Source organism: Pseudomonas sp. BC42 (genome assembly GCF_021560055.1).
Classification (GTDB): Bacteria; Pseudomonadota; Gammaproteobacteria; order Pseudomonadales; family Pseudomonadaceae; genus Aquipseudomonas.
The window spans coordinates 4881472-4903283 of sequence record NZ_CP091067.1 but is presented as its reverse complement, the minus strand read 5'-3'; the positions used below and the strand labels follow the sequence as shown (position 1 = coordinate 4903283).

Here is a 21812-nt window from a genome sequence, read left to right as displayed (position 1 = left end):
GGCACTCAAGGGGTGGATGAAGCCCTAGTTGATAGACCCTCAGGTGGGTTGTCGCAAGGTTTGCCGATTCAGCGAATGGGTGTCGATCCAGTGTGGTGATGAACGCCCCGGCATTTTCATCACCGGGATGCATAAGACCTCAACCGGCCTTCTGATAATGCTGACGCCGACCGGGACGGCTATGGCTAGATGGGCCCCACAGCTGACCCGTATCTGAACGAGGATCTTTGCAATGAGCATGACGTTTTCCGGCCAGGTGGCCCTGGTGACCGGCGCGGCCAATGGCATCGGCCGGGCGACGGCCCTGGCGTTTGCCGCTGAAGGCTTGCAGGTGGTGGTGGCGGATCTGGACGTGGCCGGGGGCGAAGGCACCGTGGCGCTGATCCGCTCGGCAGGAGGCGAGGCGGTGTTCGTGCCCTGCAACGTCACCCAGGAAGCGGATGTACAGCAGCTGATGGCCCGTACCCTCGAGGCTTATGGCCGTCTGGACTATGCCTTCAACAACGCCGGGATCGAGATCGAGAAGGGCCGCCTGGCGGAGGGCAGCCTGGACGAGTTCGACGCCATCATGGGGGTCAACGTCAAGGGCGTCTGGCTGTGCATGAAGTACCAGCTGCCGTTGCTGCTGGCCCAGGGCGGCGGGGCCATCGTCAATACCGCCTCGGTGGCGGGCCTGGGCGCGGCGCCGAAAATGAGCATCTATGCGGCGTCCAAGCATGCGGTGATCGGCCTGACCAAATCGGCGGCCATCGAGTACGCCAAGAAAAAGATCCGGGTCAACGCGGTCTGCCCGGCGGTCATCGACACCGACATGTTCCGTCGGGCCTATGAAGCGGATCCGAAGAAGGCCGAGTTCGCCGCGGCGATGCACCCGGTGGGGCGTATCGGCAAGGTCGAGGAAATCGCCAGCGCCGTGCTTTACCTGTGCAGCGATGGCGCGGCCTTCACCACCGGTCATGCGCTGGCGGTGGATGGTGGTGCCACCGCGATCTGAGCCCTCGGCCGGCCCCCCGGCGCCTGTCGCCGCGGGGGCTGGATGGAATCGACCTCCAGTGTCCTGAAAACGACCTCCGCGTAGCTTTTTGCCATTATTCCTGCTGTGAAGACTTGTGCGTCGGTGCACGCCGTTGCGACCCTTCGCACAGACGGATGGCCCTATGGCCATTGGGGATTGGAAGGGGACTGCGCACCATGACTTCGGCCGCGAGTGGACGTTTTGCCAACCTGGGCATGGCAAAGAAACTGGGTATCGGTTTTGCCCTGGTATTGCTCTTGACGGCCCTGGTGGCCGGCATTGGCGTCTGGTCGCTGCAGACCATCAGCCAGCGCTTCGATGGCCTCAAGCAGATGTCCCAGCTCAACAGTGGCGTGCTCAAGGTGCGGCTGCTGGAGCAGGACTACGCCCTGCATGGCGACAGCCAGACCGTGGACAGCCTGCACGAGAGCCTGGAGGGGCTGTTGCGGCTGGCCCAGCAGCTCAAGGGGCAGTCGGCGGCCAACCAGACGGCGATGGCCGATGTCGAGTTGGCGCTGGCGGACTATCGCAAGGCCTTCGACGAATTCGTCGAGCTGACCCAGGCCAAGGACCTGGCCCTGGAAATGGCCAGTTGGTCGGTGTCCAGCGTGGCCAACAACCTTGACGTACTGCAGGCCGGGCTGGCGGATGACGGCGCCTACACCCTCAAGGATTCCCAGGGCAAGGAGGGTGCGGAGTTCATCGAGCAGGCCAACCAGATCAGCCAGGTTTCACGCCTGATGCTGCAGGCCATGAACGAAGCGCGGTTGCGCCTGGACCAGAACCGCAAGGGCGATGAGCAGGCCAGTGCCGAGCAGGGCAAGATCGAACAGGCCGAGCAGGCGCTGGCTCAGGCCGAACAGCTGAAGACAGCGGTCAAGGATGCGGGTTACCAGACGGTGCTCAACGAGGTGTCGGGGCACATCGGCAACTTCAGTGAAAAACTCAACGAATACACCGGTCTGCTGACTCAGGAAAAACAGGTCTATCAGACGCTGCATGAGCGTGCGGCCCAGGTGATGGCGCGGGTCGACCAGGCCTATGTCGCCCAGGACCTGGCGATGCAGGGCGAGTTGGACAAGAACTCCTTGCTGATCATCGGCTCCTCGGCCCTGGCCCTGCTGGTGGGGCTGTTGGCGGCCCTGAGCATCACGCGCCTGATCGTGCGGCCGCTGCGCAGTGTGATGCATGTGGCTCAGCAGATCGCTGCCGGGGACCTGACGGCCAGCGTGGCGGTGACCCGGCGGGACGAGATCGGCCAGTTGATGCAGGCGATGCAGCAGATGGGCAGCGGCCTGAGCGGTATCGTCAGCGGCCTGCAGGCCGGGATCGAGCAACTGGCCAGTTCGGCCCAGTCGCTGTCCTCGGTGACCGAGCAGACCAACCTGGAGGTCAGCAGCCAGAAAGAGGAAACCGAGCAAGTGGCCACCGCCATGAATCAGATGACCGCCACGGTGCACGATGTGGCGCGTAACGCCGAGGAAGCGGCCCAGGCGGCCCAGGCTGCGGATGACAAGGTCGAGAGCGGGCAACAGGTGGTGCGCCAGAGCATGCAGCGGATCGAGCAATTGGCGGACTCCGCGACCCGGGCCAGCAGCGGCATCGAAAGCCTGAGCGCCGAGATCGACAACATTGGCAGTGTGCTGGATGTGATCAAGAGCGTGGCCGAGCAGACCAACCTGCTGGCCCTCAATGCCGCCATCGAGGCAGCCAGGGCGGGGGAGCAGGGCAGGGGCTTTGCCGTGGTGGCCGACGAAGTGCGGGCCCTGGCCAAGCGGACCCAGCAATCCACCGAGGAGATCGCACGCCTGGTGACGGCGTTGCATGCCGCCGCCGATTCTTCGGTGCAGCAGATCCAGAGCAGTGGCGAGCTGGTGAAGCTGGCGGTCAGTGATGCCCTGCAGACGGAGAGCGCCCTGGGCAGCATTGCCGCGGCGGTGTCGTTGATCCAGCAGATGAACCAGCAGATCGCCGCCGCCGCCGAGCAGCAGAGTTCGGTGGCGGAGGAGATCAACCGCAGCGTGACCAGCATTCGTGCCAGTGCCGATCAGTCGTCACTGGCCATGCAGGGCAATGCCGCGTCGAGCATCGAGCTGGCGCAGTTGGGGGTGGAATTGAAAGGGATGGTGGGGCATTTCCGCTTGTAGCGGCGGGGAGGGCGTAGCGCTATCGAACCCTTGTCCGGCGCGGGTACGCCGGACAAGGGTTTTTTATTTCAGTCGTAGATGGCTTTCTTTTTCCAGTCGGCGTCGGCTTCCACGGTCTTCAGGCCCTGGGTCAGCTCGTTGACCTCATCTTCCGCCGGCTCCAGGGTCGACAGCACCATGGAGTTGGCGCGAACCAGGAGCTTGTCCAGGTACTCCAGCTGTTCCTTGTAGACCGCCGGATCCGGTTGCTTGCGCAGGTATTGCACACCGCGTTCGAAGGCCAGGCGGGCCTGGCCCGGCTGGTTCTGTTGCAGGGCGTACTGCCCCAGGTTGTTGAAGAATTCGATGTGCAGCAGCACCAGGATGTGGCGGATTTCCTTGATCCAGCGCTTGGCTTCATTGGGTTGCAGGAAACCGTCGTGGGCGGCACGGGTGACCTGGCCGTGCATCGCCTCCAGCAGGAAGCGCACATCCTTGGCCTTGGCTTCGGTCTGGATGGGGGCCGGCGGGTTGTTCACTGGAATCGATTCGCCCTGGCCAATCAGGGTGTTGAGCTCGGCCTGGCGTGCCTTGAGCGCGTTGTCGGTCTTGTCGAGACTGAGCATGCGCTGCACCACGTTCAGCTCCAGGCGGGTCAGCAGCAGTTTGAGGGCCGGGGTCATGAACTGGCCGGGGAAGGTTTCGGTGATCTCGCCGCAGCGGCGCAGGCGGTCATTGAGTTCGACCTTGGTGCGGGCCTTTTCCAGTTTGTTGTTTTCCACCACATGGTTCATGTAGCCAATGGCGATCAATAGTGCGATCCCGGCTATTACCAGCAGGGTGATCATGAGTGGTGTCACCGTTAAAACCTCGTTATAGGATTCGCGTGCGAGTGTAGTGGCTTGGCATTTAGGCGCATAGCGCCGCTCGACGAGCCGGGCATGGCGGGTACTGCTTATATAGGTGGCAATGGTCCGGGCAGCACCTCGGGTTCAAATTGCCATTACCGGCTGCGGAGGACTATAACGCCTTGTCGAGTGACAGAATATAGGCGTCAAAGCCTGGACCACAGAAAACCCCGCAGCGGGTCTGAAACTGCCCCGAAGTCATTGATTTAAATAAAATTATATCTGGGGGTTGACGGCCTCCCAAAGCATCCATAGAATGCGCGCCACTTTCAACGGAAAGCAAAGCGCGAAACGTTGAAGGCAGTGAATGTTGTAGCGTGTCCCCTTCGTCTAGTGGCCTAGGACACCGCCCTTTCACGGCGGTAACAGGGGTTCGAGTCCCCTAGGGGACGCCAATGCGGGAATAGCTCAGTTGGTAGAGCACGACCTTGCCAAGGTCGGGGTCGCGAGTTCGAGTCTCGTTTCCCGCTCCAATTTTAAACGGCACTGCTTTCGGGCGGGGCCGAGTGAAACCAGAACCGAAGTCTTAGGATCAGGATCTGGACACCGAAACACACACCATGTGTTCCGGGTAGCGTGTCCCCTTCGTCTAGTGGCCTAGGACACCGCCCTTTCACGGCGGTAACAGGGGTTCGAGTCCCCTAGGGGACGCCATTTGCGGGAATAGCTCAGTTGGTAGAGCACGACCTTGCCAAGGTCGGGGTCGCGAGTTCGAGTCTCGTTTCCCGCTCCAATTTTAAACGGCACTGCTTTCGGGCGGGGCCGAGTGAAACCAGAACCGAAGTCTTAGGACCAGGGTCTGGACACCGAAACACACACCATGTGTTCCGGGTAGCGTGTCCCCTTCGTCTAGTGGCCTAGGACACCGCCCTTTCACGGCGGTAACAGGGGTTCGAGTCCCCTAGGGGACGCCATTTGCGGGAATAGCTCAGTTGGTAGAGCACGACCTTGCCAAGGTCGGGGTCGCGAGTTCGAGTCTCGTTTCCCGCTCCAAATTCACAAAAACGCCGCTCATCGAGCGGCGTTTTTGTTTGTCCGCGATTCAGCCCTTCGTCCTGCCCTGGACAAAAAAAGGCCCGCCAGTCAGACGACTGTGCGGGCCTTTGTCTTGGGGCGCTTACAGCGACAGCAACAGGCGTCCGGCGAACAGCAGCAGGATCAGTCCCATGCAGCGCTCGAACCAGTGCCCCAGGCGCATGAACAGCAGGCGCACCCGGGCGCTGGAAAAGAACAGCGCGACGATCACGAACCACAAAGCGTTGACCAGGCACATCCAGGCCCCATACGCCGCCTGAATGCCCAGCGGCGTGGTGGCGCTGACCAGGGTGGTGAAGATCGCCAGGAAAAACAGGGTCGCCTTGGGGTTGGTGGCGTTGGTCAGGAATCCGGTGGTAAAGGCCCGCAGCAAGGTCTGCTGTGGTTCATCCTGCGCGGTTTCGCCCGGGATCGCGGTCTTGGCCTTGCTGCGCAACAGGCTGACACCCAGGTACAGGATGTAGGCGGCGCCCAGCAGTTTGGCGGCGCTCAGCAGCCAGGGCGTCGCGTGCATCAAGGCGCCGACTCCCAGCAGGGTGTAGAGCACGTGCACTGAAATGCCGGCGCCGATCCCCAGGGCGGTGCAGACCCCGGTCATCCGGCCGAAGCGCACGCTCTGGCGGATGGTGACGGCAAAGTCCGGCCCCGGGGCGACCACGGCGAGGAAGTGAACCAGGGCCAGGGCGAGAAACTCGCCAAGATAATTGGACAGCATGCTGACTCCGCAAAGCAGTTTGGAGGGGGGAGGGCGCGGGCGTTTTCAGTCGAGGCTGTAGCTGACCGAGAGAATGCCTTTCTTCTGCGAGACCGAGTCGATGCTCACCCGTCCCAGTTGTTGCAGGTGCTGGACATGGGTGCCACCGCAACCATAGGCGGGCAGCGGGCCAAACCCGACCTGGCGGGTTCCGGCCGCCAGGGAAATATGTCGGGGCAAATCCTCGCCAATCCATTGTTCGAGGGCGTTCTGCACCCTGGCGCAGTCGATTTCCCCAGGTTGTTCGCCCGGTTTGAATGAGACCCGGCCCTCTCCCGGCCAGTGATGGGCCTTGATCGGCGTCCAGCCCTGGCTTTGCACAAAGTGGCCGATCAGGTGCCCGGCCGAATGCATGCGGCTGTTGAGCAGGCGCTGCGGCTCATCCACGCGAGCCGCATGGCTTCCCGGTGTCAGAGGCTGGTTCAGGTAATGCACGATCTGCTCATCTTCCTGGGCGACCCGCAGCACCTGCGCCGCGCCGATCCAGCCGGTGTCGCTGGGCTGGCCGCCGCCCTGGGGGTGAAAGGGCGTGGCATGCAAGGTTGCGGCAAACAGCCCGTCCCGGGGGAGGCAGCTCAGCAGTTCGACCTGGGCGGTCAGCAGGTCATGTTCGTAGTACAGGCGAAGCGTCATTTCTCAAACCCTGAATCCAAATGATTTTTTATTATGGGGCCTGGGTAATTGCGTGATAATCCGTTCAAAACTCAATGGACTATTGCGTCATGAGCATAAATCTACCGCTGCCATTACTGGCGGAAATGGCCATCTTCGTCAGGGTGGTGGAAACCGGCAGCTTCTCCGAAGCCGCGCGCCAGTTGGGGTCCTCGCCGTCTGCCGTCAGTCGCAGCATTTCGCGCCTGGAGAAGGCCCTGGCCACGCGCCTGCTGCAACGCACCACCCGCAAGTTGCGCTTGAGCGACGGCGGCGAAGAGGTGTTCAAGCGTTGCAGCGAAATGGTCAGCGCGGCCCGTTCGGTCATGGAGATCAGTGGTCAGTTCACCCATGAGGCCGAAGGCGTGGTGCGAGTCAGCGTGCCCAAGGCGGTGGGACGATTCGTGGTGCATCCCCATATGCCGGAGTTTCTGCGGCGCTACCCCAAGGTGGATGTCGAACTGCTGCATGAAGACAGGGATATCGACCTGATCGAAGACAATGTCGACCTGGCGATCCGCATCACCGATCGCCCGCCGCCGGGCTTGATCGGGCGCCAGTTGTTGCGCATCGATCATCTGCTGTGTGCCACACCGCAGTATCTGGCGGAACATGGCACGCCGTTGCACCCACAGGATCTGCGTCAGCACAGTTGCATCTATCTCGGGGAAACCCCCAGCGACGCCCGCTGGAAATTCACCCAGGGCGGCAAGGCGGTGACTGTCGGTGTGCGCGGGCGTTACGCCGCCAACCACACCGGTGTGCGCCTGGATGCGGTGCTGCAGCATCTGGGCATCGGCAGCCTGCCGTATTTCACCGCGCGTCATGCCCTGGAGCAGGGACTGATCGTCCAGGTGCTGCCGGAGTGGACCTTTCTTGCCTCCTACCACGGCGGGGCCTGGCTCCTGCATTCGCCGACCCGCTACCTGCCGCCCAAGCTGCGGGTGTTCATCGACTATCTGGTGGAGTGCCTGGCCAGGGAGCCGACCCTGAACCGCCCCGGCAAGGGCGAACGCATCTTGTAGGCGCTGGCTTGCCAGCGAAGGTGTCTCTGAGGGCGATGCAAGACCCAAGGGCCTCTTCGCCGGCAAGCCGGCTCCTACGAGGACGACGCGCTAAGGCGGGCACAAAAAAGGCCCGCCGGACGAACCGGGCGGGCCTTGCTGGCGCCAGGGGCTGCAATCAGTGCTTGCTGTCCTGGGCGGAGAGCGCCAGCAGCTGTTTTTCCTGGTTCCAGTCGAAGGGCTCGTCGTTCTGCTCGGCTTCGAAGCGGCGTTCTTCCAGGGCCTGGTACAGGTCGATTTCTTCATCGGGCATGTAGTGCAGGCAGTCGCCGGCGAAGAACCACAGCAGGTCGCGAGGCACCAGGTGAGCGATCTGTGGATAGCGCTGCATGATCTGGCACAGCAGGTCCTGGCCCAGGTACTGGCTTTCGATCGGGTCGATCGGCAGCGAGGCGCGCAGTTCGTCGAAGCGCTCCAGGAACAGCGCATGGCTTTCCTCGGGAACCTGTTCGGCTTCTCCCACCGCCACCAGGATGCTGCGCAGGTGGTCCAGGAGGACGAGATGATCGGCGACGACGTTGGACATGACAGGGTCCTCAAGAGCAAAACGGGCGCGGGAGTATATAGCCCCAGCGCCCGGTTTCATAATCGGCCTGCCTCAAGGGCCGCCGTTCAGCGGGTCTTGCCCTCGCTCAAGGTCAGATCCTCCTTGGCGAAGTCGTCCACGTCGATGACTTTGCGTCGCGCCGCTTCGGCATCCCGCAGGCTCTGGGCTTCGGCCGCTTGTAGCACGCCGGCCTCCAGGGCCGCATCGATGGCCGATTCACCGGCCGCCGGTTTGACCTGGCCGCTTTTCAGCGCTTCGTGGAGTTTTTTCTGCAGTGGATGGCTCGCGCTCAGCAGGTTGCAGGCGTGCTGCAGGGCGCCTACCGGATCGTCCGTGGATTGCGGGCGATAGCAGCCGGCGAGTACCGCTTCCAGGGCCGGGTCGCCCTGGGCGCGGCCAATGATTTGCGCCACTTCGGCATCCTGGCGGTCCGACGGCCCGGTATGGCGACGGCCGAAGGGAAACACCAAGACCCGTAGCAGGCAGCCGAAGAGGCGGCTGGGGAAGTTGCTGAGCAACTCGTCCAGGGCGCGTTCGGAGTGACCGAGGCTTTCTTCCAAGGCCCAGGTCAGCAGGGGCCGCAGGTACTCCGGTGAATCCAGATCGTGATAGCGCTTGAGTGCCGCCGAGGCCAGGTACAGGTGGCTGAGCACATCGCCCAGGCGCGCCGAGAGCCGCTCGCGCCGCTTGAGCTCGCCTCCCAGGAGCATCATGGAAAAGTCGGCCAGCAGGGAAAAGGCCGCGGCCTGGCGGTTCAGGGCGCGGAAGTAGCGCTGGCTGAGCGGGTCGCCGGGGGCCTGTTCGAAGTGGCCCAGGCCCAGATTCAGCACCAGGGTGCTGGCGGCATTGCTCACGGCAAAACCAATGTGCTGGAGCAGCAGGGCATCGAACTCCTTCAGCGCCTGGTCATGGTCCTCGCGTCCGGCCAGGGCCATTTCCTTGAGCACGAACGGGTGGCAGCGGATCGCCCCCTGGCCAAAGATCATCAGGTTGCGCGAGAGGATGTTGGCGCCTTCCACGGTGATGAAGATTGGTGCGCCCTGCCAGCTGCGGCCCAGGTAGTTGTTGGGCCCCATGATGATGCCCTTGCCGCCGTGCACGTCCATGGCGTGGCTGATGCACTCGCGTCCGCGCTCGGTGAGGTGGTACTTGAGGATGGCCGAGAGCACCGAGGGCTTTTCCCCCAGGTCCACGGCATTGGCGGTGAGCATGCGCGCGCTGTCCATCAGCCAGGCGTTGCCGCCGAGGCGGGCCAGGGCTTCCTGGATGCCCTCGAAGGCTGCCAGTGGCACGTTGAACTGTTCGCGCACCTGGGCGTACTGGCCGGTCACCAGGCTGGTGAACTTGGCGGCGCCGGTGCCCACCGCCGGCAGGGAGATCGAGCGTCCCACCGACAGGCAGTTCATCAGCATCATCCAGCCTTTGCCGAGCATCTCCCGGCCGCCGATCAGGTAGTCCAGGGGAATGAACACGTCCTTGCCGGAGTTCGGGCCGTTCATGAAGGCGGCGCCCAGGGGCAGGTGGCGGCGGCCGATCTCCACCCCCGGGGTGTCGGTGGGGATCAACGCCAGACTGATGCCCAGGTCTTCCTGCTCGCCCAACAGATGGTCCGGGTCGTGGGCCTTGAAGGCCAGGCCCAGCAGGGTGGCCACCGGGCCCAGGGTGATGTAGCGCTTTTCCCAGTTCAGGCGCAGGCCGAGGGTTTCCTCGCCTTGCCATTGACCCTTGCAGATGATGCCGGTGTCGGGCATCGCGCCGGCGTCGGAGCCTGCCAGCGGGCCGGTGAGGGCGAAGCAGGGAATGTCGTCACCGCGGGCCAGGCGCGGCAGGTAGTGATTGCGTTGTTCATCGGTGCCGTAATGCAACAGCAGTTCGGCCGGGCCCAAGGAGTTGGGGACCATGACGGTCGAGGCCAGGTCGCCGCTGCGGGTGGCCAGTTTCATCGCCACCTGGGAGTGGGCGTAGGCGGAAAAGCCTTTGCCGCCGTACTCCTTGGGAATGATCAGGGCAAAGAAGCCGTGCTCCTTGATATGGGCCCAGGCCGCGGCGGGCAGGTCCATGTGCTGGCCGATCTGCCAGTCGCTGACCATGGCGCAGAGTTCTTCGGTGGGGCCGTCGATGAACGCCTGTTCTTCAGCGGTCAGTTGGGCCTTGGGATAGGCCAGCAAGGTGTTCCAGTCGGGGCGGCCGCTGAACAGCTCGCCGTCCCACCACACGGTGCCGGCATCGATGGCGTCGCGCTCGGTTTGCGACATGGGCGGCAGAACTTTCTGGAACCAGGCGAACAACGGGGCGCTGAAGTACTTGCGGCGCAGGTCGGGCAGCAACAGCGGCGCGGCAACGGCCGCCAGCACTATCCAGAACACCAGCAGCAGCCAGCCGGGAGCCCGGCTGAAGGCACCCATGGCCAGCAGGTAGACGGCGACGGCGCCCAGGGCGGGCAGGGGAGCAGTGCGACGGTGCGCCAGGTAGGCGACCCCGACCAGCAAAACCAGTATCCACAACAACAGCATATTCAATCCTCCATGAAGCCAGGGGCCAAATCACCCTCAGAGCTTAGTCGGCCTCCGACAAAGCGGGTGATCGCGGCGGTGCGGGTGCAACGGTTGACTTTGCCGGCCAGCGGGGGCTTTGACGAACGGCTGGTGGTACTCGGGCCGACCCTGATCTTTGGCCGAAACGTCGTTATCGCCAGGGCGGACGTCTCGATAGACTCCAGGCTTCGCTTGGAGGTTTTGCCCATGAACCAGTACTTGCGTCCCAGCCGCTTCATCGATAGTGACCACCCTGCGGTGGTGGAGTTCGCCGAATTTCATCGCGGTGCCGGCGGCGACCCGCGGCGGCAGGCGGTGAACCTTTATTACGCGGTGCGTGAGGCCGTGCGTTACAACTTCTATTCCTTCAGCCCTGATCCGCAAACCCTGCGGGGCAGTCATGCCCTGGCCGCCGGCGAAAGCTACTGTGTGCCCAAGGCCACTCTGCTGGCCGCTTGTGCCCGGCATTGCGGGATCCCCGCGCGCATCGGCCTGGCGGACGTGCGCAATCACTTGTCGACCCCGCGTCTGCTGGAGCTGTTGCGCAGTGATGTGTTCGCCATGCACGGCTACACCGAGCTGTACCTGCAGGGGCGTTGGGTCAAGGCCACGCCGGCGTTCAACCAGAGTCTGTGCGAGCTGTTCGATGTGGCGCCGCTGGAGTTTGATGGGGTGCAGGACAGTGTCTTTCACCCCTTCAACCGTCAGGGCGACCAGTCGATGGAGTACCTGGTGGACCATGGGCACTTCGCCGATGTACCGCAGGCGCTGTTTTTCAGTCACCTGCAGGCATGCTATCCCCATCTGTTCGGCGAGCAGGGAGGTGTACTGCAGGGGGACATCCGCAGTGATTTGAGTCGCGGCTGATCCGGCGTAGACTGCCCCGGCATTCATAACTGAGGGATGGTCATGCTGAAGATCTGGGGTCGCAAGAACTCGTCGAATGTCAGGAAGGCGTTGTGGTGTGCCCAAGAGTTGGGGCTGGCCTATGAGTCCCTGGATGCCGGGGGCGCCTTTGGCGTGGTGGACACTCCGGCCTACCGGGCGCTGAACCCCAACGGGCGCATCCCGTTGATTGAAGACGACAGCTTCGTGCTCTGGGAGTCCAACACCATCGTGCGTTACCTGGCTGCTCGGCATGCCGCCAACAGCCACTGGTATCCGGCCGATGTGCAGGCTCGGGCCAGTGCCGAGAAGTGGATGGACTGGACCACCTCGACCTTCGCCGAACCTTTCCGCCATCTGTTCTGGGGCATATTGCGCACTCCGGCGGCGCAGCAGGACTGGCAACAGATCAATGCGGCCAAGGCAACCTGCGTCGAGCTGCTGGCCCGGGTCGAGCAGACGCTGGCCGGGCAGCCCTATCTGTCGGGAGAAGAGATCGGGGTCGGCGATATCCCGCTGGGCAGCTTCATCTATGCCTGGTTTGAAATGCCCATCGAGCGGCCGTCGATGCCCCATCTGCAAGCCTGGTATGAGCGTTTGAAGCAGCGCCCGGCCTATCGTCAGGCAGTCATGACCGCTTTAACTTAATACCCACTATCAACAAGCGTGACTGTACTTGCGTGGCTTGGACCCGCACCATGGCGTGCGTCCGGCGTCGTTGCAATCCGACCGGACCGCCCTTACTTATTCAATTCCCCTTCTTGGTGCATGAATCCGATATGAGTTCCGCTCTGTCCATCCGGCAGCTAACCAAAACCTACGGCAACGGTTTCCAGGCCCTGAGTGGTATCGATCTGGACGTCGCCGAAGGTGATTTCTTCGCCCTGCTCGGCCCTAACGGGGCCGGTAAATCCACCACCATCGGCATTCTCTCGACCCTGGTGAACAAGACCAGCGGCAGCGTCAATGTCTTCGGCCACGACCTTGATCGTGAGCCGGCGGCGCTCAAGCGCTGCATCGGTGTGGTGCCGCAGGAATTCAATTTCAACCAGTTCGAGAAGACCTTCGACATCGTCGTGACCCAGGCCGGCTACTACGGCATTCCGGCGAGAATCGCCAAGGAGCGGGCCGAGCAGTACCTGACCCAGCTCGGCCTGTGGGACAAGCGCGATGTGCCTTCACGCTCCCTGTCCGGCGGCATGAAGCGACGCCTGATGATCGCTCGGGCCCTGGTCCACGAGCCGCGCCTGCTGATCCTCGACGAACCCACTGCCGGGGTCGACATCGAGCTGCGTCGCTCGATGTGGACCTTCCTCACCGAGCTCAACCAGAAAGGCATCACCATCATCCTCACCACCCATTACCTGGAAGAGGCTGAACAGCTGTGCCGCAACATCGGCATCATCGACCACGGCACCATCGTCGAGAACACCAGCATGCGTCAGCTGCTGAGTCAGCTGCATGTGGAAACCTTCCTGCTCGACCTCAAGCACGACCTCAGCGTGGCTCCGCAGTTGGCCGGCTACCCGACCCGGCTGGTCGACAGCCACACCCTGGAAGTCCAGGTGGACAAGGCCGTCGGCATCACCGCGCTGTTCGGTCAGCTGGCCCTGCAGAACATCGAGGTCTTGAGCCTGCGTAACAAAACCAACCGACTTGAGGAGCTGTTCGTGTCCCTGGTGGAGAAGAATCTGTCGAAGGTGGCGGTATGAGTTCGGAGTTGAAACCCAACCTGGTGGCACTCAACACCATCGTCTATCGCGAGATCCGCCGCTTCACCCGGATCTGGCCGCAGACCCTGCTGCCGCCGGCCATCACCATGGTCCTGTACTTCGTCATCTTCGGTAACCTGATCGGGCGGCAGATCGGCGATATGGGTGGCTTCACCTACATGGAGTACATCGTGCCGGGGCTGATCATGATGTCGGTGATCACCAACTCCTACGGCAACGTGGTGTCGAGTTTCTTCGGCAGCAAGTTCCAGCGCTCAATCGAGGAACTGATGGTATCGCCGGTGTCGCCGCACACCATCCTGATCGGCTACACCCTCGGTGGGGTCCTGCGGGGCCTGATGGTGGGGATCATCGTGACCCTGCTGTCGCTGTTTTTCACCACGTTGCAGGTGCATCACCTGGGCGTCACCGTGCTGGTGGTGGTGCTGACGGCGACCATCTTCTCGTTGCTGGGATTCATCAACGCGGTGTTCGCGCGCAACTTCGATGACATCTCGATCATTCCGACGTTCGTGCTGACCCCCCTGACCTACCTGGGCGGGGTGTTTTATTCGATCAACCTGCTGCCGCCGTTCTGGCAGACCGTGTCCCTGGCCAACCCGGTGCTGCACATGGTCAACGCCTTCCGCTTCGGCATCCTCGGGGTGTCGGACATCCGGATCAGCGTGGCCATCACGTTCATGCTGGTGGCCACCGTGGTGCTGTACATCGGTTGCGCCCGGTTGCTGGTCAGCGGGCGCGGCATGCGTCAGTGAACGGCTTGCACGCCTGATGCAAACGGCCTCCCTCGGGAGGCCGTTTGCGTTGTTCATGGGCGCTGCTGCTTGCGCCTGCGCCACTGGCGAGCGACCCACCAGCGCCAATAGAGCATGGTCAGGCAATAGGCCGCAGCTCCCAGCACCAGGCCGGCCACCACCGACCCCAGGAGAAAGGGTTGCCACAGGGTGCTGAGCTGACCGCTGATCCACTCCCAGGTCAACTCGTCGGGCAGGGTGCGGGCCGGCACGTTCATCAGCCAGGCCCCCAGTTGATAGGTGCAGAAGAACACCGGCGGCATGGTGATGGGATTGGTCAGCCACACCAGGCTGACACTGATGGGCATGTTGGCCCGCAGCCAGACGGCCAGCACCGCCGCCAGCAGCATCTGCATCGGAATGGGGATGAAGGCGGCGAACAAGCCCACCGCCATGGCGCGGGCTACGGAGTGTCGATTGAGGTGCCAGAGGTTGGCGTCATGCAACAGCGTGCCAAGAAAGCGTAAGGACTTGTGTTCCCGGATGCTGGCCGGATCTGGCATGTAACGTTTGAATAAGCGCCGGGGCATAAGGCTTCTCGGTTGGATCAGGCCGCGATTATGAACGGATTCTAGTCAGGGCAAATTCAGACATTGTGACAAATGATAAAGCCGCGCCGCCGATCCTCGGCTAAGCCCAGAGTAGGGACTGCCAAGGAGGGGCTGGCTGATGGGGACGGGGTTGCTGGCACTGGCCGCGGGGCTGCTGGCGCTGGGTTTTCTACCGGTGTTGCCGCCGGTCTGGCTGTTGCTGGCGTTGGCGGTCGTGGGGCTGATGCTGCTGCCGTTTCGTACACATCCCGTGGCATTTTTTCTCTTCGGTTTCGCCTGGGCTTGCGTTTCCGGGCATTGGGCCCTGAATGATCGCCTGGCTCCTGGCCTGGAAGGACAGACCCGCTGGCTGGAGGGGCAGGTCAGTGGTTTGCCGGAGCAGGGCCAGGGCGTGGTGCGCTTTGAGCTGCAGGGTGCCCAGGCGCGACGCGAGCGTCTGCCGCGGCGGATACGCCTGGCCTGGCACGACGCCCCGCCGCTGCACAGTGGCGAGCGCTGGCGCCTGGCGGTCACGTTGCGGCGTCCTGCCGGGCTGCTCAATGTCCAGGGGTTCGATCACCAGGCCTGGCTGCTGGCGCGGCGCATCGGGGCCACCGGCACGGTCAAGGCCGGGCAGTTGCTCAGGCCCGCCCGCCTGGCCTGGCGCGAGGGCCTGCGCCAGCACCTGCTGGGTGTCGAGGCACAAGGGCGTGGCGCCGGGCTGGCGGCACTGGTGATGGGTGACGGCTCGGGGCTGACGCGCCAGGACTGGCAGGTGCTGCAGGACACCGGCACGGTTCACCTGATGGTGATTTCCGGTCAGCACATCAGCCTGCTGGCCGGGGTGATCTACCTCGGGGTGGCCGGGCTCGCCCGCTGGGGCATCTGGCCCGAGCGCCGGCCATGGCTGCCCTGGGCCTGTGCCCTGGCCTTTCTCGGGGCTCTGGGCTACGGCCTGCTGGCCGGGTTCGATGTGCCGGTGCAACGGGCTTGCGTGATGGTCGCCCTGGTCCTGCTCTGGCGGCTGCGCTTTCGCCATCTGGGCGTCTGGCGACCCTGGCTGCTGGCGTTGAATGCGGTGTTGCTGTTCGAGCCCCTGGCCAGTCTGCAGCCGGGATTCTGGCTGTCCTTTGCCGCGGTGGCGATCCTGCTTCTCACCTTCGGCGGGCGCCTGGGGCGCTGGCGCTGGTGGCAGGCCTGGAGCCGTGCGCAGTGGCTGATCGCCATTGGCTTGCTGCCGCCGCTGCTGGCCCTGGGGCTGCCCATCAGTTTCAGCGGTCCCCTGGCCAATCTGCTGGCGGTGCCGTGGATCAGTCTGCTGGTGCTGCCGCCGGCCCTGCTGGGTTGTCTGTTGCTGCCGGTGCCACATGTGGGCGAGGGTTTGCTGTGGCTGGCCGGGGGGCTGCTGGATGGGCTGTTCCTTCTGTTGGGGACGATCGCCGGTGCCTGGCCGGCCTGGGTGGCGCCGTTGCTGCCCTGGTGGCTTTGGGGGCTCAGTGCCCTGGGGGCCTTGCTGTTGCTCCTGCCCAGCGGTGTACCGCTGCGGGTGCTGGGGTGGCCGCTGTTGCTATTGGCCATCTGGCCGCCCGAGCAAGTGCTGCCCGAGGGTGAGGTGGAGGTCTGGCAACTGGACGTGGGGCAGGGGCTGTCGATGCTCCTGCGCACCCGCGATCACGCCATGCTCTACGATGCCGGCGCCCGGGTGGGGGATTTCGATCTCGGCGAGCGGGTGGTGCTGCCCAGCTTGCGCAAGCTGGGGATCAGGCAGCTGGACCTGATGCTGCTCAGTCATGCCGACAACGATCATGCCGGTGGCGCCCTGGCGGTCTGGCGCGGAATCGATGTGGCCCGGGTGCGCAGCGGCGAGCCCGGGGCATTGCCCGACGCCCTGCAAGCACAGCCTTGCGAGTCGGGCCTGGGCTGGCAATGGAATGGGGTGCGCTTTCGGCTGTGGCAATGGCCGGCGGCGGCCGATGGCAACCAGGCTTCCTGCGTGTTGCAGGTCGAGGCTCGGGGCGAGCGGCTGTTGCTCACCGGCGACATCGACGTGCATGCCGAACGGGCATTGCTCGCCAGTCCGCTGGCGGTTCACACCCACTGGTTGCAGGCCCCCCATCATGGCAGTCGCACTTCTTCGTCCATGGCCCTGCTGCAACGCCTGCGACCGACCGCGGTGCTGATTTCCCGCGGGCGGGGCAATGCCTTCGGTCATCCCCATGCCGAGGTACTGGCGCGCTATCGACGGCTGGGGGTGGTTGTGCATGACAGCGCCGATCAAGGAGCGCTGAAACTGCGCCTGGGGACTTTCGGGCCCGTGCAAAGCCTGCGCGCGCAGCGGCGTTTCTGGCGCGATTGAGCACTAATGCCTTAAATAACCGTGAGTTATTAAAGCCTGTGAGCATGCGACATCACGGTCTTCGGTGCGTCCGGCCCCTATGTTAGAGTGGCGCACTTTTTCGAGGGGACTGTCACTGTGTGGGAATTGGTCAAATCCGGCGGCTGGATGATGTTGCCGATCATTCTGAGTTCCATCGCGGCTGTGGGCATCATTGCCGAGCGTTTGTGGACCCTGCGGGCCAGCCGGGTCACCCCGCCCCATCTGTTGGGTCAGGTCTGGCGCTGGATCAAGGACAAGCAACTGAACAAGGAAAAGCTCAAGGAGCTGCGCGCCGATTCGCCCCTGGGGGAGATCCTGGCCGCGGGCCTGGCCAACTCCAAGCATGGTCGCGAGATCATGAAGGAATGCATTGAAGAGGCGGCGGCCCGCGTGATCCACGAGCTGGAGCGCTACCTCAATGCCCTCGGCACCATCGCCGCCATGGCCCCGCTGCTGGGCCTCTTGGGCACTGTGCTGGGCATGATCGACATCTTCAGTTCGTTCATGGGCTCGGGCATGACCACCAACGCCCACGTGCTGGCCGGCGGTATTTCCAAGGCCTTGATCACCACTGCCGCGGGCCTGATGGTGGGGATTCCTTCGGTGTTCTTCCACCGCTTCCTGCAACGTCGGGTCGATGAGCTGGTGGTGGGCATGGAACAGGAGGCGATCAAGCTGGTGGAAGTGATCCAGGGTGACCGCGATGTCGACCTGGCCGAGGGCAAAGCGTGAAATTCCGTCGCAAACCCCGGGAAACCGTGGACATCAACCTTGCGTCATTGATTGACGTGGTGTTCATCCTGCTGCTGTTTTTCGTCGTCACCACCACCTTTACCCGGGAGACCCAGTTGCGGGTCGACCTGCCGGAAGCGGTCAGCGGCTCACCCGCCGAAGACCAGGAGGTCAAGCAGCTGGATATCGCCATCAGCGCCGACGGGGTGTTCTCGGTCAACAATCAGGTCCTGCCGAAAAGTGACCTGGCCACCCTGATGGACGCCTTGCAGAAGGAGTCGGCAGGGGACACCCATCTGCCGCTGTCCATCAGCGCCGACGGCAAGACTCAACATCAAGCGGTGATCACTGCCATGGACGCGGCCGGCAAGCTCGGTTTCAGCCACCTGCGCATGACCACCGTCGAGGCGGCGCCGGCACCCTGATGGCACTCTCCGATCGTTTGCTCGCCGCCTGGTACAACGGCCATCCCGCGCTGAAGCTGCTGCAGCCTCTGGAATACCTGTACCGCCGAGTGGTGGTGGGCAAGCGCCGGCGCTTTCTGGCGGGCGAGGGGGCGATCTATCAGCCGCCGGTGCCGTTGATCGTGGTGGGCAACATTACCGTAGGCGGCACGGGCAAGACGCCGTTGATCTTGTGGCTGGTGGCGCACTGCCAGCGCCTTGGCCTGCGGGTCGGGGTGGTCAGTCGCGGCTATGGCGCCAAGCCGCCGCAACTGCCCTGGCGGGTGACGGCCGATGACAGCGCCGGGGTGGCCGGCGATGAACCGCTGCTGATCGTCCAGCGCTGTGGCGTACCGCTGATGATCGACCCTGATCGCAGCCGCGCGGTGCAGGCCTTGCTGGCCGCCGAACCGCTGGACCTGATTCTCTCCGACGACGGCCTGCAGCATTACCGCCTGGCCCGTGACCTGGAGCTGGTGCTGATCGACGCGGCCCGCGGCCTGGGCAATCGCCGCTGTTTGCCGGCCGGGCCCCTGCGCGAGCCGGTGGAGCGCCTGCAGAGCGTCGATGCACTGCTCTACAACGGCGCCTTTGATGATCACGCCGACGGCTTTGCCTTCCATCTCAAGCCTTCGGCGCTGGTCAATCTGCAGAGCGGCGAGCGCCGCCCGGTGGAGCACTTCGCGCCAGGGCAGGCGGTGCACGCGGTGGCCGGAATCGGCAACCCCCAGCGTTTCTTCAATACCCTTGAAACGCTACACTGGCGGCCTGTCCCCCATGCATTTGCCGATCACGCTCAATACAGTGCGCAGGCCCTGGCGTTCACCCCGTCATTGCCGTTGGTCATGACCGAGAAAGATGCGGTCAAGTGCCGTGACTTCGCGGCTGCCGACTGGTGGTACCTGGCGGTGGATGCGGTGCCGTCCGCGGCCTTCATCGCCTGGTTCGATACCCAGCTGATGCGCCTGCTGCCTGATCGTCTGTTGCCTTAATCGCTTTTATCCAGGGAAACCTCATGGACACCAAACTGCTCGACATCCTGGCCTGCCCGATCTGCAAGGGCCCGCTCAAACTCAGTGCCGACAAGACCGAGCTGATCAGCAAGGGCGCCGGCCTGGCCTATCCGATCCGCGACGGCATCCCGGTGATGCTGGAAAGCGAAGCCCGTACCCTGACTACCGAAGAGCGCCTGGACAAATGAGCTGCGCCTTCACCGTGGTCATCCCGGCACGCTTTGCCTCCACCCGCCTGCCGGGTAAGCCCCTGCAACTGATTGCCGGCAAGCCGATGATCCAGTGGGTCTGGGAGCAGGCCTGCAAGAGCGGCGCCGAGCGTGTGGTGGTGGCCACCGACGACCCGCGTATCGTCGAGGCGTGCCAGGGCTTTGGCGCGCAAGCGCTGCTGACCCGGGAAGACCACAACTCGGGGACCGATCGCCTGGCGGAAGTCGCCAGCCAGCTTGGCCTGGCGGCGGATGCCATCGTGGTCAACGTTCAAGGCGACGAGCCGCTGATCCCGCCTTCGGTGATCGATCAGGTGGCGGCCAACCTGGCGGCCCACACCGAGGCGCGCATGGCCACCCTGGCCGAGCCGATCGAGGATGTGAAGACGCTGTTCAATCCCAACGTGGTCAAGGTGGTCACGGACCTCAACGGTCTGGCCCTGACCTTCAGCCGTGCCACCTTGCCCTGGGCGCGGGATGCTTTCGCCAAGAGTCATGAGCACTTGCCGGAAGGCGTGCCTTACCGGCGCCACATCGGCATCTATGCCTATCGCGCCGGTTTCCTCCATGACTTCGTCAGCTGGGGCCCGTGCTGGCTGGAAAACACCGAATCCCTGGAGCAGTTGCGTGCCTTGTGGCACGGCGTGCGGATTCATGTCGCCGATGCTCTGGAGGCCCCACCCACTGGCGTCGATACCGCCGAAGACCTTGAGCGCGTTCGGCGCCTGCTGGAGGCCTGATGCGGGTTCTGTTCGTCTGCCTGGGCAATATCTGTCGCTCGCCCACTGCCGAGGGTGTGCTGCGCCACAAGTTGCGCGCCGCCGGCCTGGGCGATCAGGTGCAGGTCGCGTCGGCTGGCACCAGCGACTGGCATATCGGCAAGGCCCCGGATTCACGCAGCCAGCAGGCGGCCTTGCGCCGTGGCTACGACCTTTCGGCGCAACGGGCGCAGCAGGTCGGCAGTGCCGATTTCGCCGTGTATGACCTGATCCTGGCCATGGACCAGAGCAACCTGCGCAACCTCAAGGCCCTGCAGCCGGCCCGGGGCAAGGCCGAGCTGGACCTGTTCCTGCGCCGTTACGAGTCGGTCCTGGATGAGGTGCCGGATCCCTACTACGACGGCGAGCAGGGCTTCGAGCAGGTGCTGGACCTGATCGAAGAGGCCTGCGACCGGCTGGTGATCGAGTTGAAGGGGCGGCTATGACCCTGCACATTCAGTCCGATGTCTCGCTCAAGCCGTTCAACAGCTTCGGGGTCGAGGTCAAGGCCCTGCGCTTTGCCCAGGCCCACAGCGATGACGACGTGCGCGAAGCCCTGGCCTATTGCGCCGCGCAGCAGTTGCCCCTGCTGGTGATCGGTGGTGGCAGCAACCTGCTACTGACCGCGGATATCCGGGCCCTGGTGCTGCGCATGGCCAGCCGCGGCATCCGTCTGCTCAGCGACGATGGGCAACGGGTGGTGGTGGAAGCCGAGGCCGGGGAAACCTGGCATCCCTTCGTGCAGTGGACCCTGGAGCAGGGCTTGTCCGGGCTGGAGAACCTCAGCCTGATTCCCGGCACCGTGGGCGCGGCGCCGATGCAGAACATCGGCGCCTATGGCGTGGAGATCAAGGACGTGTTCGCCGGCCTGACCGCCCTGGACCGGCAAACCGGGGAGTTGCGCGACTTTGACCTGGCCCAGTGCCAGTTCGCTTACCGCGATAGCCTGTTCAAGCATGAGGCCGGTCGCTGGTTGATCCTGCGGGTGCGTTTTGTCCTGAATCGCGTCGATCATCTGCACCTCGAGTACGGTCCGGTGCGTCAGCGCCTGAACGAGCAGGGCATCGAGCATCCGACGGCCAGCGACGTCAGTCGGGCGATCTGCAGTATCCGCAGCGAGAAGCTTCCCGACCCGGCGGTGCTGGGCAATGCCGGCAGTTTCTTCAAGAACCCGGTGGTCCCGGCGTTGCTGGCGGCGCAGATCAAGCAGGCCTATCCGGGGCTGGTGGGTTATCCCCAGGCCGATGGGCAGGTCAAGTTGGCGGCCGGCTGGCTGATCGAGCAGGCGGGCTGGAAGGGCTTTCGTGAAGCCGATGCCGGGGTCCATCGCCTGCAATCCCTGGTGCTGGTGAACTACGGCACGGCCACCGGCCTGCAACTGCTGGAGCTGGCCCGGCGGATCCAGCGCGATATCGCCGAGCGTTTCAGTGTCGAGCTGGAGATGGAGCCGAATCTGTATTGAGGCGACTCTTGAACTAAGCTCAGCGCTTGAGCCCAAGGCCTTGCACGGTGCACACCCTGCAAGGCTTTTTTATGTCCGGCGGCTTAACTTAGCTTGCTAACAATGTAAGTATTTGTCGTCCCCAAAGGCCCGGTGAAGCCCCGTCTTCACAAGAGAGCCCGATTAGCCTGAGCCGATCTGCGCGCACCGCAGCCGCGTTGCCCCGTGGCAGATGGCTCGACCCCATCACCTCATAGAATGCG

The 21812-nt window shown here is 63.8% G+C and carries 21 protein-coding genes and 6 tRNA genes; 21 read left to right on the top strand and 6 right to left on the bottom strand.

What is annotated here, in order from left to right; all coding sequences use genetic code 11:
- The first annotated feature begins 232 nt into the window (after positions 1-232).
- Together L1O02_RS22020 and L1O02_RS22015 are read left to right on the top strand one after the other, a co-directional pair.
- The gene (locus L1O02_RS22020) at positions 233-994 is read left to right on the top strand and encodes an SDR family oxidoreductase (RefSeq protein ID WP_235758716.1); all 762 of its coding nucleotides are present in this window, start codon (positions 233-235) and stop codon (positions 992-994) included.
- Between the two features lie 197 nt (positions 995-1191).
- The gene (locus L1O02_RS22015) at positions 1192-3162 is read left to right on the top strand and encodes a methyl-accepting chemotaxis protein (RefSeq protein ID WP_060838215.1); all 1971 of its coding nucleotides are present in this window, start codon (positions 1192-1194) and stop codon (positions 3160-3162) included.
- Positions 3163-3230: 68 nt separating this feature from the next.
- Here L1O02_RS22015 and L1O02_RS22010 read toward each other — a convergent pair whose 3' ends face one another.
- Entirely contained in the window at positions 3231-4001 is a 771-nt protein-coding gene (locus L1O02_RS22010; protein WP_016968251.1) for a hypothetical protein, read from the bottom strand.
- A 367-nt stretch (positions 4002-4368) separates the two neighbouring features.
- Between L1O02_RS22010 and L1O02_RS22005 the strand changes: the two genes are divergently transcribed.
- From L1O02_RS22005 to L1O02_RS21980, 6 genes are all read left to right on the top strand, one after another.
- Positions 4369-4444, top strand: a tRNA-Glu gene (locus L1O02_RS22005).
- A gap of 2 nt (positions 4445-4446) precedes the next feature.
- Positions 4447-4522, top strand: a tRNA-Gly gene (locus L1O02_RS22000).
- A 105-nt stretch (positions 4523-4627) separates the two neighbouring features.
- Positions 4628-4703, top strand: a tRNA-Glu gene (locus tag L1O02_RS21995).
- A 3-nt stretch (positions 4704-4706) separates the two neighbouring features.
- A tRNA-Gly gene (locus L1O02_RS21990) sits at positions 4707-4782 on the top strand.
- A gap of 105 nt (positions 4783-4887) precedes the next feature.
- Positions 4888-4963, top strand: a tRNA-Glu gene (locus L1O02_RS21985).
- A gap of 3 nt (positions 4964-4966) precedes the next feature.
- Positions 4967-5042, top strand: a tRNA-Gly gene (locus L1O02_RS21980).
- Between the two features lie 124 nt (positions 5043-5166).
- Here the strand turns inward: L1O02_RS21980 and L1O02_RS21975 are convergent.
- Both L1O02_RS21975 and L1O02_RS21970 read right to left on the bottom strand, forming a co-directional pair.
- Positions 5167-5799 carry a LysE family transporter gene (locus tag L1O02_RS21975; protein ID WP_060838216.1) on the bottom strand — a complete coding sequence of 211 codons (633 nt, stop codon included), beginning with the start codon at positions 5797-5799 and terminating at the stop codon, positions 5167-5169.
- A 45-nt stretch (positions 5800-5844) separates the two neighbouring features.
- The gene (locus tag L1O02_RS21970; protein ID WP_235758714.1) at positions 5845-6471 is read right to left on the bottom strand and encodes an alanyl-tRNA editing protein; all 627 of its coding nucleotides are present in this window, start codon (positions 6469-6471) and stop codon (positions 5845-5847) included.
- An 89-nt stretch (positions 6472-6560) separates the two neighbouring features.
- On the opposite strand from L1O02_RS21970, the gene L1O02_RS21965 reads away from it, so the two are divergent.
- On the top strand, positions 6561-7514 hold the full coding sequence (locus L1O02_RS21965) for a LysR family transcriptional regulator (protein WP_060842846.1): 954 nt from the start codon (positions 6561-6563) through the stop codon (positions 7512-7514).
- Between the two features lie 157 nt (positions 7515-7671).
- Here the strand turns inward: L1O02_RS21965 and L1O02_RS21960 are convergent, their stop codons facing one another.
- Entirely contained in the window at positions 7672-8079 is a 408-nt protein-coding gene (locus L1O02_RS21960; RefSeq protein WP_016968255.1) for a PA2817 family protein, read from the bottom strand.
- 86 nt (positions 8080-8165) lie between these two features.
- Positions 8166-10613, bottom strand: coding sequence for an acyl-CoA dehydrogenase (locus tag L1O02_RS21955; RefSeq protein ID WP_235758712.1), 2448 nt, complete (start codon positions 10611-10613; stop codon positions 8166-8168).
- 228 nt (positions 10614-10841) lie between these two features.
- On the opposite strand from L1O02_RS21955, the gene L1O02_RS21950 reads away from it, so the two are divergent.
- The 4 genes from L1O02_RS21950 (at position 10842) to L1O02_RS21935 (ending at position 14007) form a co-directional block, all read left to right on the top strand.
- A complete protein-coding gene (locus L1O02_RS21950) occupies positions 10842-11501 on the top strand; it encodes a transglutaminase family protein (protein WP_235758710.1) in 660 nt (219 codons plus the stop codon).
- A gap of 42 nt (positions 11502-11543) precedes the next feature.
- Positions 11544-12167: a glutathione S-transferase gene (locus L1O02_RS21945; RefSeq protein ID WP_235758708.1), complete on the top strand. Its 624-nt coding sequence runs from the start codon at positions 11544-11546 to the stop codon at positions 12165-12167.
- Positions 12168-12298: 131 nt separating this feature from the next.
- Complete coding sequence (locus tag L1O02_RS21940) at positions 12299-13231, top strand: ABC transporter ATP-binding protein (RefSeq protein ID WP_060838223.1); 933 nt, start codon at positions 12299-12301, stop codon at positions 13229-13231.
- The gene (locus L1O02_RS21935; RefSeq protein ID WP_060838224.1) at positions 13228-14007 is read left to right on the top strand and encodes an ABC transporter permease; all 780 of its coding nucleotides are present in this window, start codon (positions 13228-13230) and stop codon (positions 14005-14007) included. The genes L1O02_RS21940 and L1O02_RS21935 overlap by 4 nt, the downstream gene beginning before the upstream one ends.
- 53 nt (positions 14008-14060) lie before the next feature.
- Here L1O02_RS21935 and L1O02_RS21930 read toward each other — a convergent pair whose 3' ends face one another.
- Complete coding sequence (locus L1O02_RS21930; RefSeq protein WP_235758706.1) at positions 14061-14576, bottom strand: DUF2062 domain-containing protein; 516 nt, start codon at positions 14574-14576, stop codon at positions 14061-14063.
- A 139-nt stretch (positions 14577-14715) separates the two neighbouring features.
- Between L1O02_RS21930 and L1O02_RS21925 the strand changes: the two genes are divergently transcribed.
- The 8 genes from L1O02_RS21925 (at position 14716) to murB (ending at position 21570) form a co-directional block, all read left to right on the top strand.
- Entirely contained in the window at positions 14716-16932 is a 2217-nt protein-coding gene (locus tag L1O02_RS21925; protein WP_235758704.1) for a DNA internalization-related competence protein ComEC/Rec2, read from the top strand.
- A gap of 117 nt (positions 16933-17049) precedes the next feature.
- The gene (locus tag L1O02_RS21920) at positions 17050-17685 is read left to right on the top strand and encodes a MotA/TolQ/ExbB proton channel family protein (RefSeq protein ID WP_016968261.1); all 636 of its coding nucleotides are present in this window, start codon (positions 17050-17052) and stop codon (positions 17683-17685) included.
- Entirely contained in the window at positions 17682-18110 is a 429-nt protein-coding gene (locus tag L1O02_RS21915) for a biopolymer transporter ExbD (RefSeq protein WP_060838227.1), read from the top strand. Before L1O02_RS21920 ends, L1O02_RS21915 begins: the two co-directional genes overlap by 4 nt.
- The gene (gene lpxK / locus L1O02_RS21910) at positions 18110-19120 is read left to right on the top strand and encodes a tetraacyldisaccharide 4'-kinase (RefSeq protein ID WP_235758702.1); all 1011 of its coding nucleotides are present in this window, start codon (positions 18110-18112) and stop codon (positions 19118-19120) included. Before L1O02_RS21915 ends, lpxK begins: the two co-directional genes overlap by 1 nt.
- A gap of 23 nt (positions 19121-19143) precedes the next feature.
- Positions 19144-19329: a Trm112 family protein gene (locus L1O02_RS21905; RefSeq protein WP_011060103.1), complete on the top strand. Its 186-nt coding sequence runs from the start codon at positions 19144-19146 to the stop codon at positions 19327-19329.
- The gene (kdsB, locus tag L1O02_RS21900; protein WP_235758700.1) at positions 19326-20090 is read left to right on the top strand and encodes a 3-deoxy-manno-octulosonate cytidylyltransferase; all 765 of its coding nucleotides are present in this window, start codon (positions 19326-19328) and stop codon (positions 20088-20090) included. The genes L1O02_RS21905 and kdsB overlap by 4 nt, the downstream gene beginning before the upstream one ends.
- On the top strand, positions 20090-20554 hold the full coding sequence (locus tag L1O02_RS21895) for a low molecular weight protein-tyrosine-phosphatase (RefSeq protein WP_060842854.1): 465 nt from the start codon (positions 20090-20092) through the stop codon (positions 20552-20554). The genes kdsB and L1O02_RS21895 overlap by 1 nt, the downstream gene beginning before the upstream one ends.
- Positions 20551-21570 (top strand): UDP-N-acetylmuramate dehydrogenase, encoded by a 1020-nt coding sequence (gene murB / locus L1O02_RS21890; protein ID WP_060838231.1) that lies wholly within the window; start codon positions 20551-20553, stop codon positions 21568-21570. Before L1O02_RS21895 ends, murB begins: the two co-directional genes overlap by 4 nt.
- Positions 21571-21812 lie beyond the last annotated feature (242 nt).

Coding starts and splice junctions, on each gene's coding strand:
- lpxK (WP_235758702.1), top strand. CDS start 18,110: ATGGCACTCTCCGATCGTTTGCTCGCCGCCTGGTACAACGGCCATCCC.
- L1O02_RS21895 (WP_060842854.1), top strand. CDS start 20,090: ATGCGGGTTCTGTTCGTCTGCCTGGGCAATATCTGTCGCTCGCCCACT.
- L1O02_RS21960 (WP_016968255.1), bottom strand. CDS start 8,079: ATGTCCAACGTCGTCGCCGATCATCTCGTCCTCCTGGACCACCTGCGC.
- L1O02_RS22015 (WP_060838215.1), top strand. CDS start 1,192: ATGACTTCGGCCGCGAGTGGACGTTTTGCCAACCTGGGCATGGCAAAG.
- L1O02_RS21930 (WP_235758706.1), bottom strand. CDS start 14,576: ATGCCCCGGCGCTTATTCAAACGTTACATGCCAGATCCGGCCAGCATC.
- L1O02_RS21950 (WP_235758710.1), top strand. CDS start 10,842: ATGAACCAGTACTTGCGTCCCAGCCGCTTCATCGATAGTGACCACCCT.
- L1O02_RS21955 (WP_235758712.1), bottom strand. CDS start 10,613: ATGCTGTTGTTGTGGATACTGGTTTTGCTGGTCGGGGTCGCCTACCTG.
- kdsB (WP_235758700.1), top strand. CDS start 19,326: ATGAGCTGCGCCTTCACCGTGGTCATCCCGGCACGCTTTGCCTCCACC.
- L1O02_RS21940 (WP_060838223.1), top strand. CDS start 12,299: ATGAGTTCCGCTCTGTCCATCCGGCAGCTAACCAAAACCTACGGCAAC.
- L1O02_RS21965 (WP_060842846.1), top strand. CDS start 6,561: ATGAGCATAAATCTACCGCTGCCATTACTGGCGGAAATGGCCATCTTC.
- L1O02_RS21945 (WP_235758708.1), top strand. CDS start 11,544: ATGCTGAAGATCTGGGGTCGCAAGAACTCGTCGAATGTCAGGAAGGCG.
- murB (WP_060838231.1), top strand. CDS start 20,551: ATGACCCTGCACATTCAGTCCGATGTCTCGCTCAAGCCGTTCAACAGC.
- L1O02_RS21970 (WP_235758714.1), bottom strand. CDS start 6,471: ATGACGCTTCGCCTGTACTACGAACATGACCTGCTGACCGCCCAGGTC.
- L1O02_RS21935 (WP_060838224.1), top strand. CDS start 13,228: ATGAGTTCGGAGTTGAAACCCAACCTGGTGGCACTCAACACCATCGTC.
- L1O02_RS21925 (WP_235758704.1), top strand. CDS start 14,716: ATGGGGACGGGGTTGCTGGCACTGGCCGCGGGGCTGCTGGCGCTGGGT.
- L1O02_RS22020 (WP_235758716.1), top strand. CDS start 233: ATGAGCATGACGTTTTCCGGCCAGGTGGCCCTGGTGACCGGCGCGGCC.
- L1O02_RS21905 (WP_011060103.1), top strand. CDS start 19,144: ATGGACACCAAACTGCTCGACATCCTGGCCTGCCCGATCTGCAAGGGC.
- L1O02_RS21975 (WP_060838216.1), bottom strand. CDS start 5,799: ATGCTGTCCAATTATCTTGGCGAGTTTCTCGCCCTGGCCCTGGTTCAC.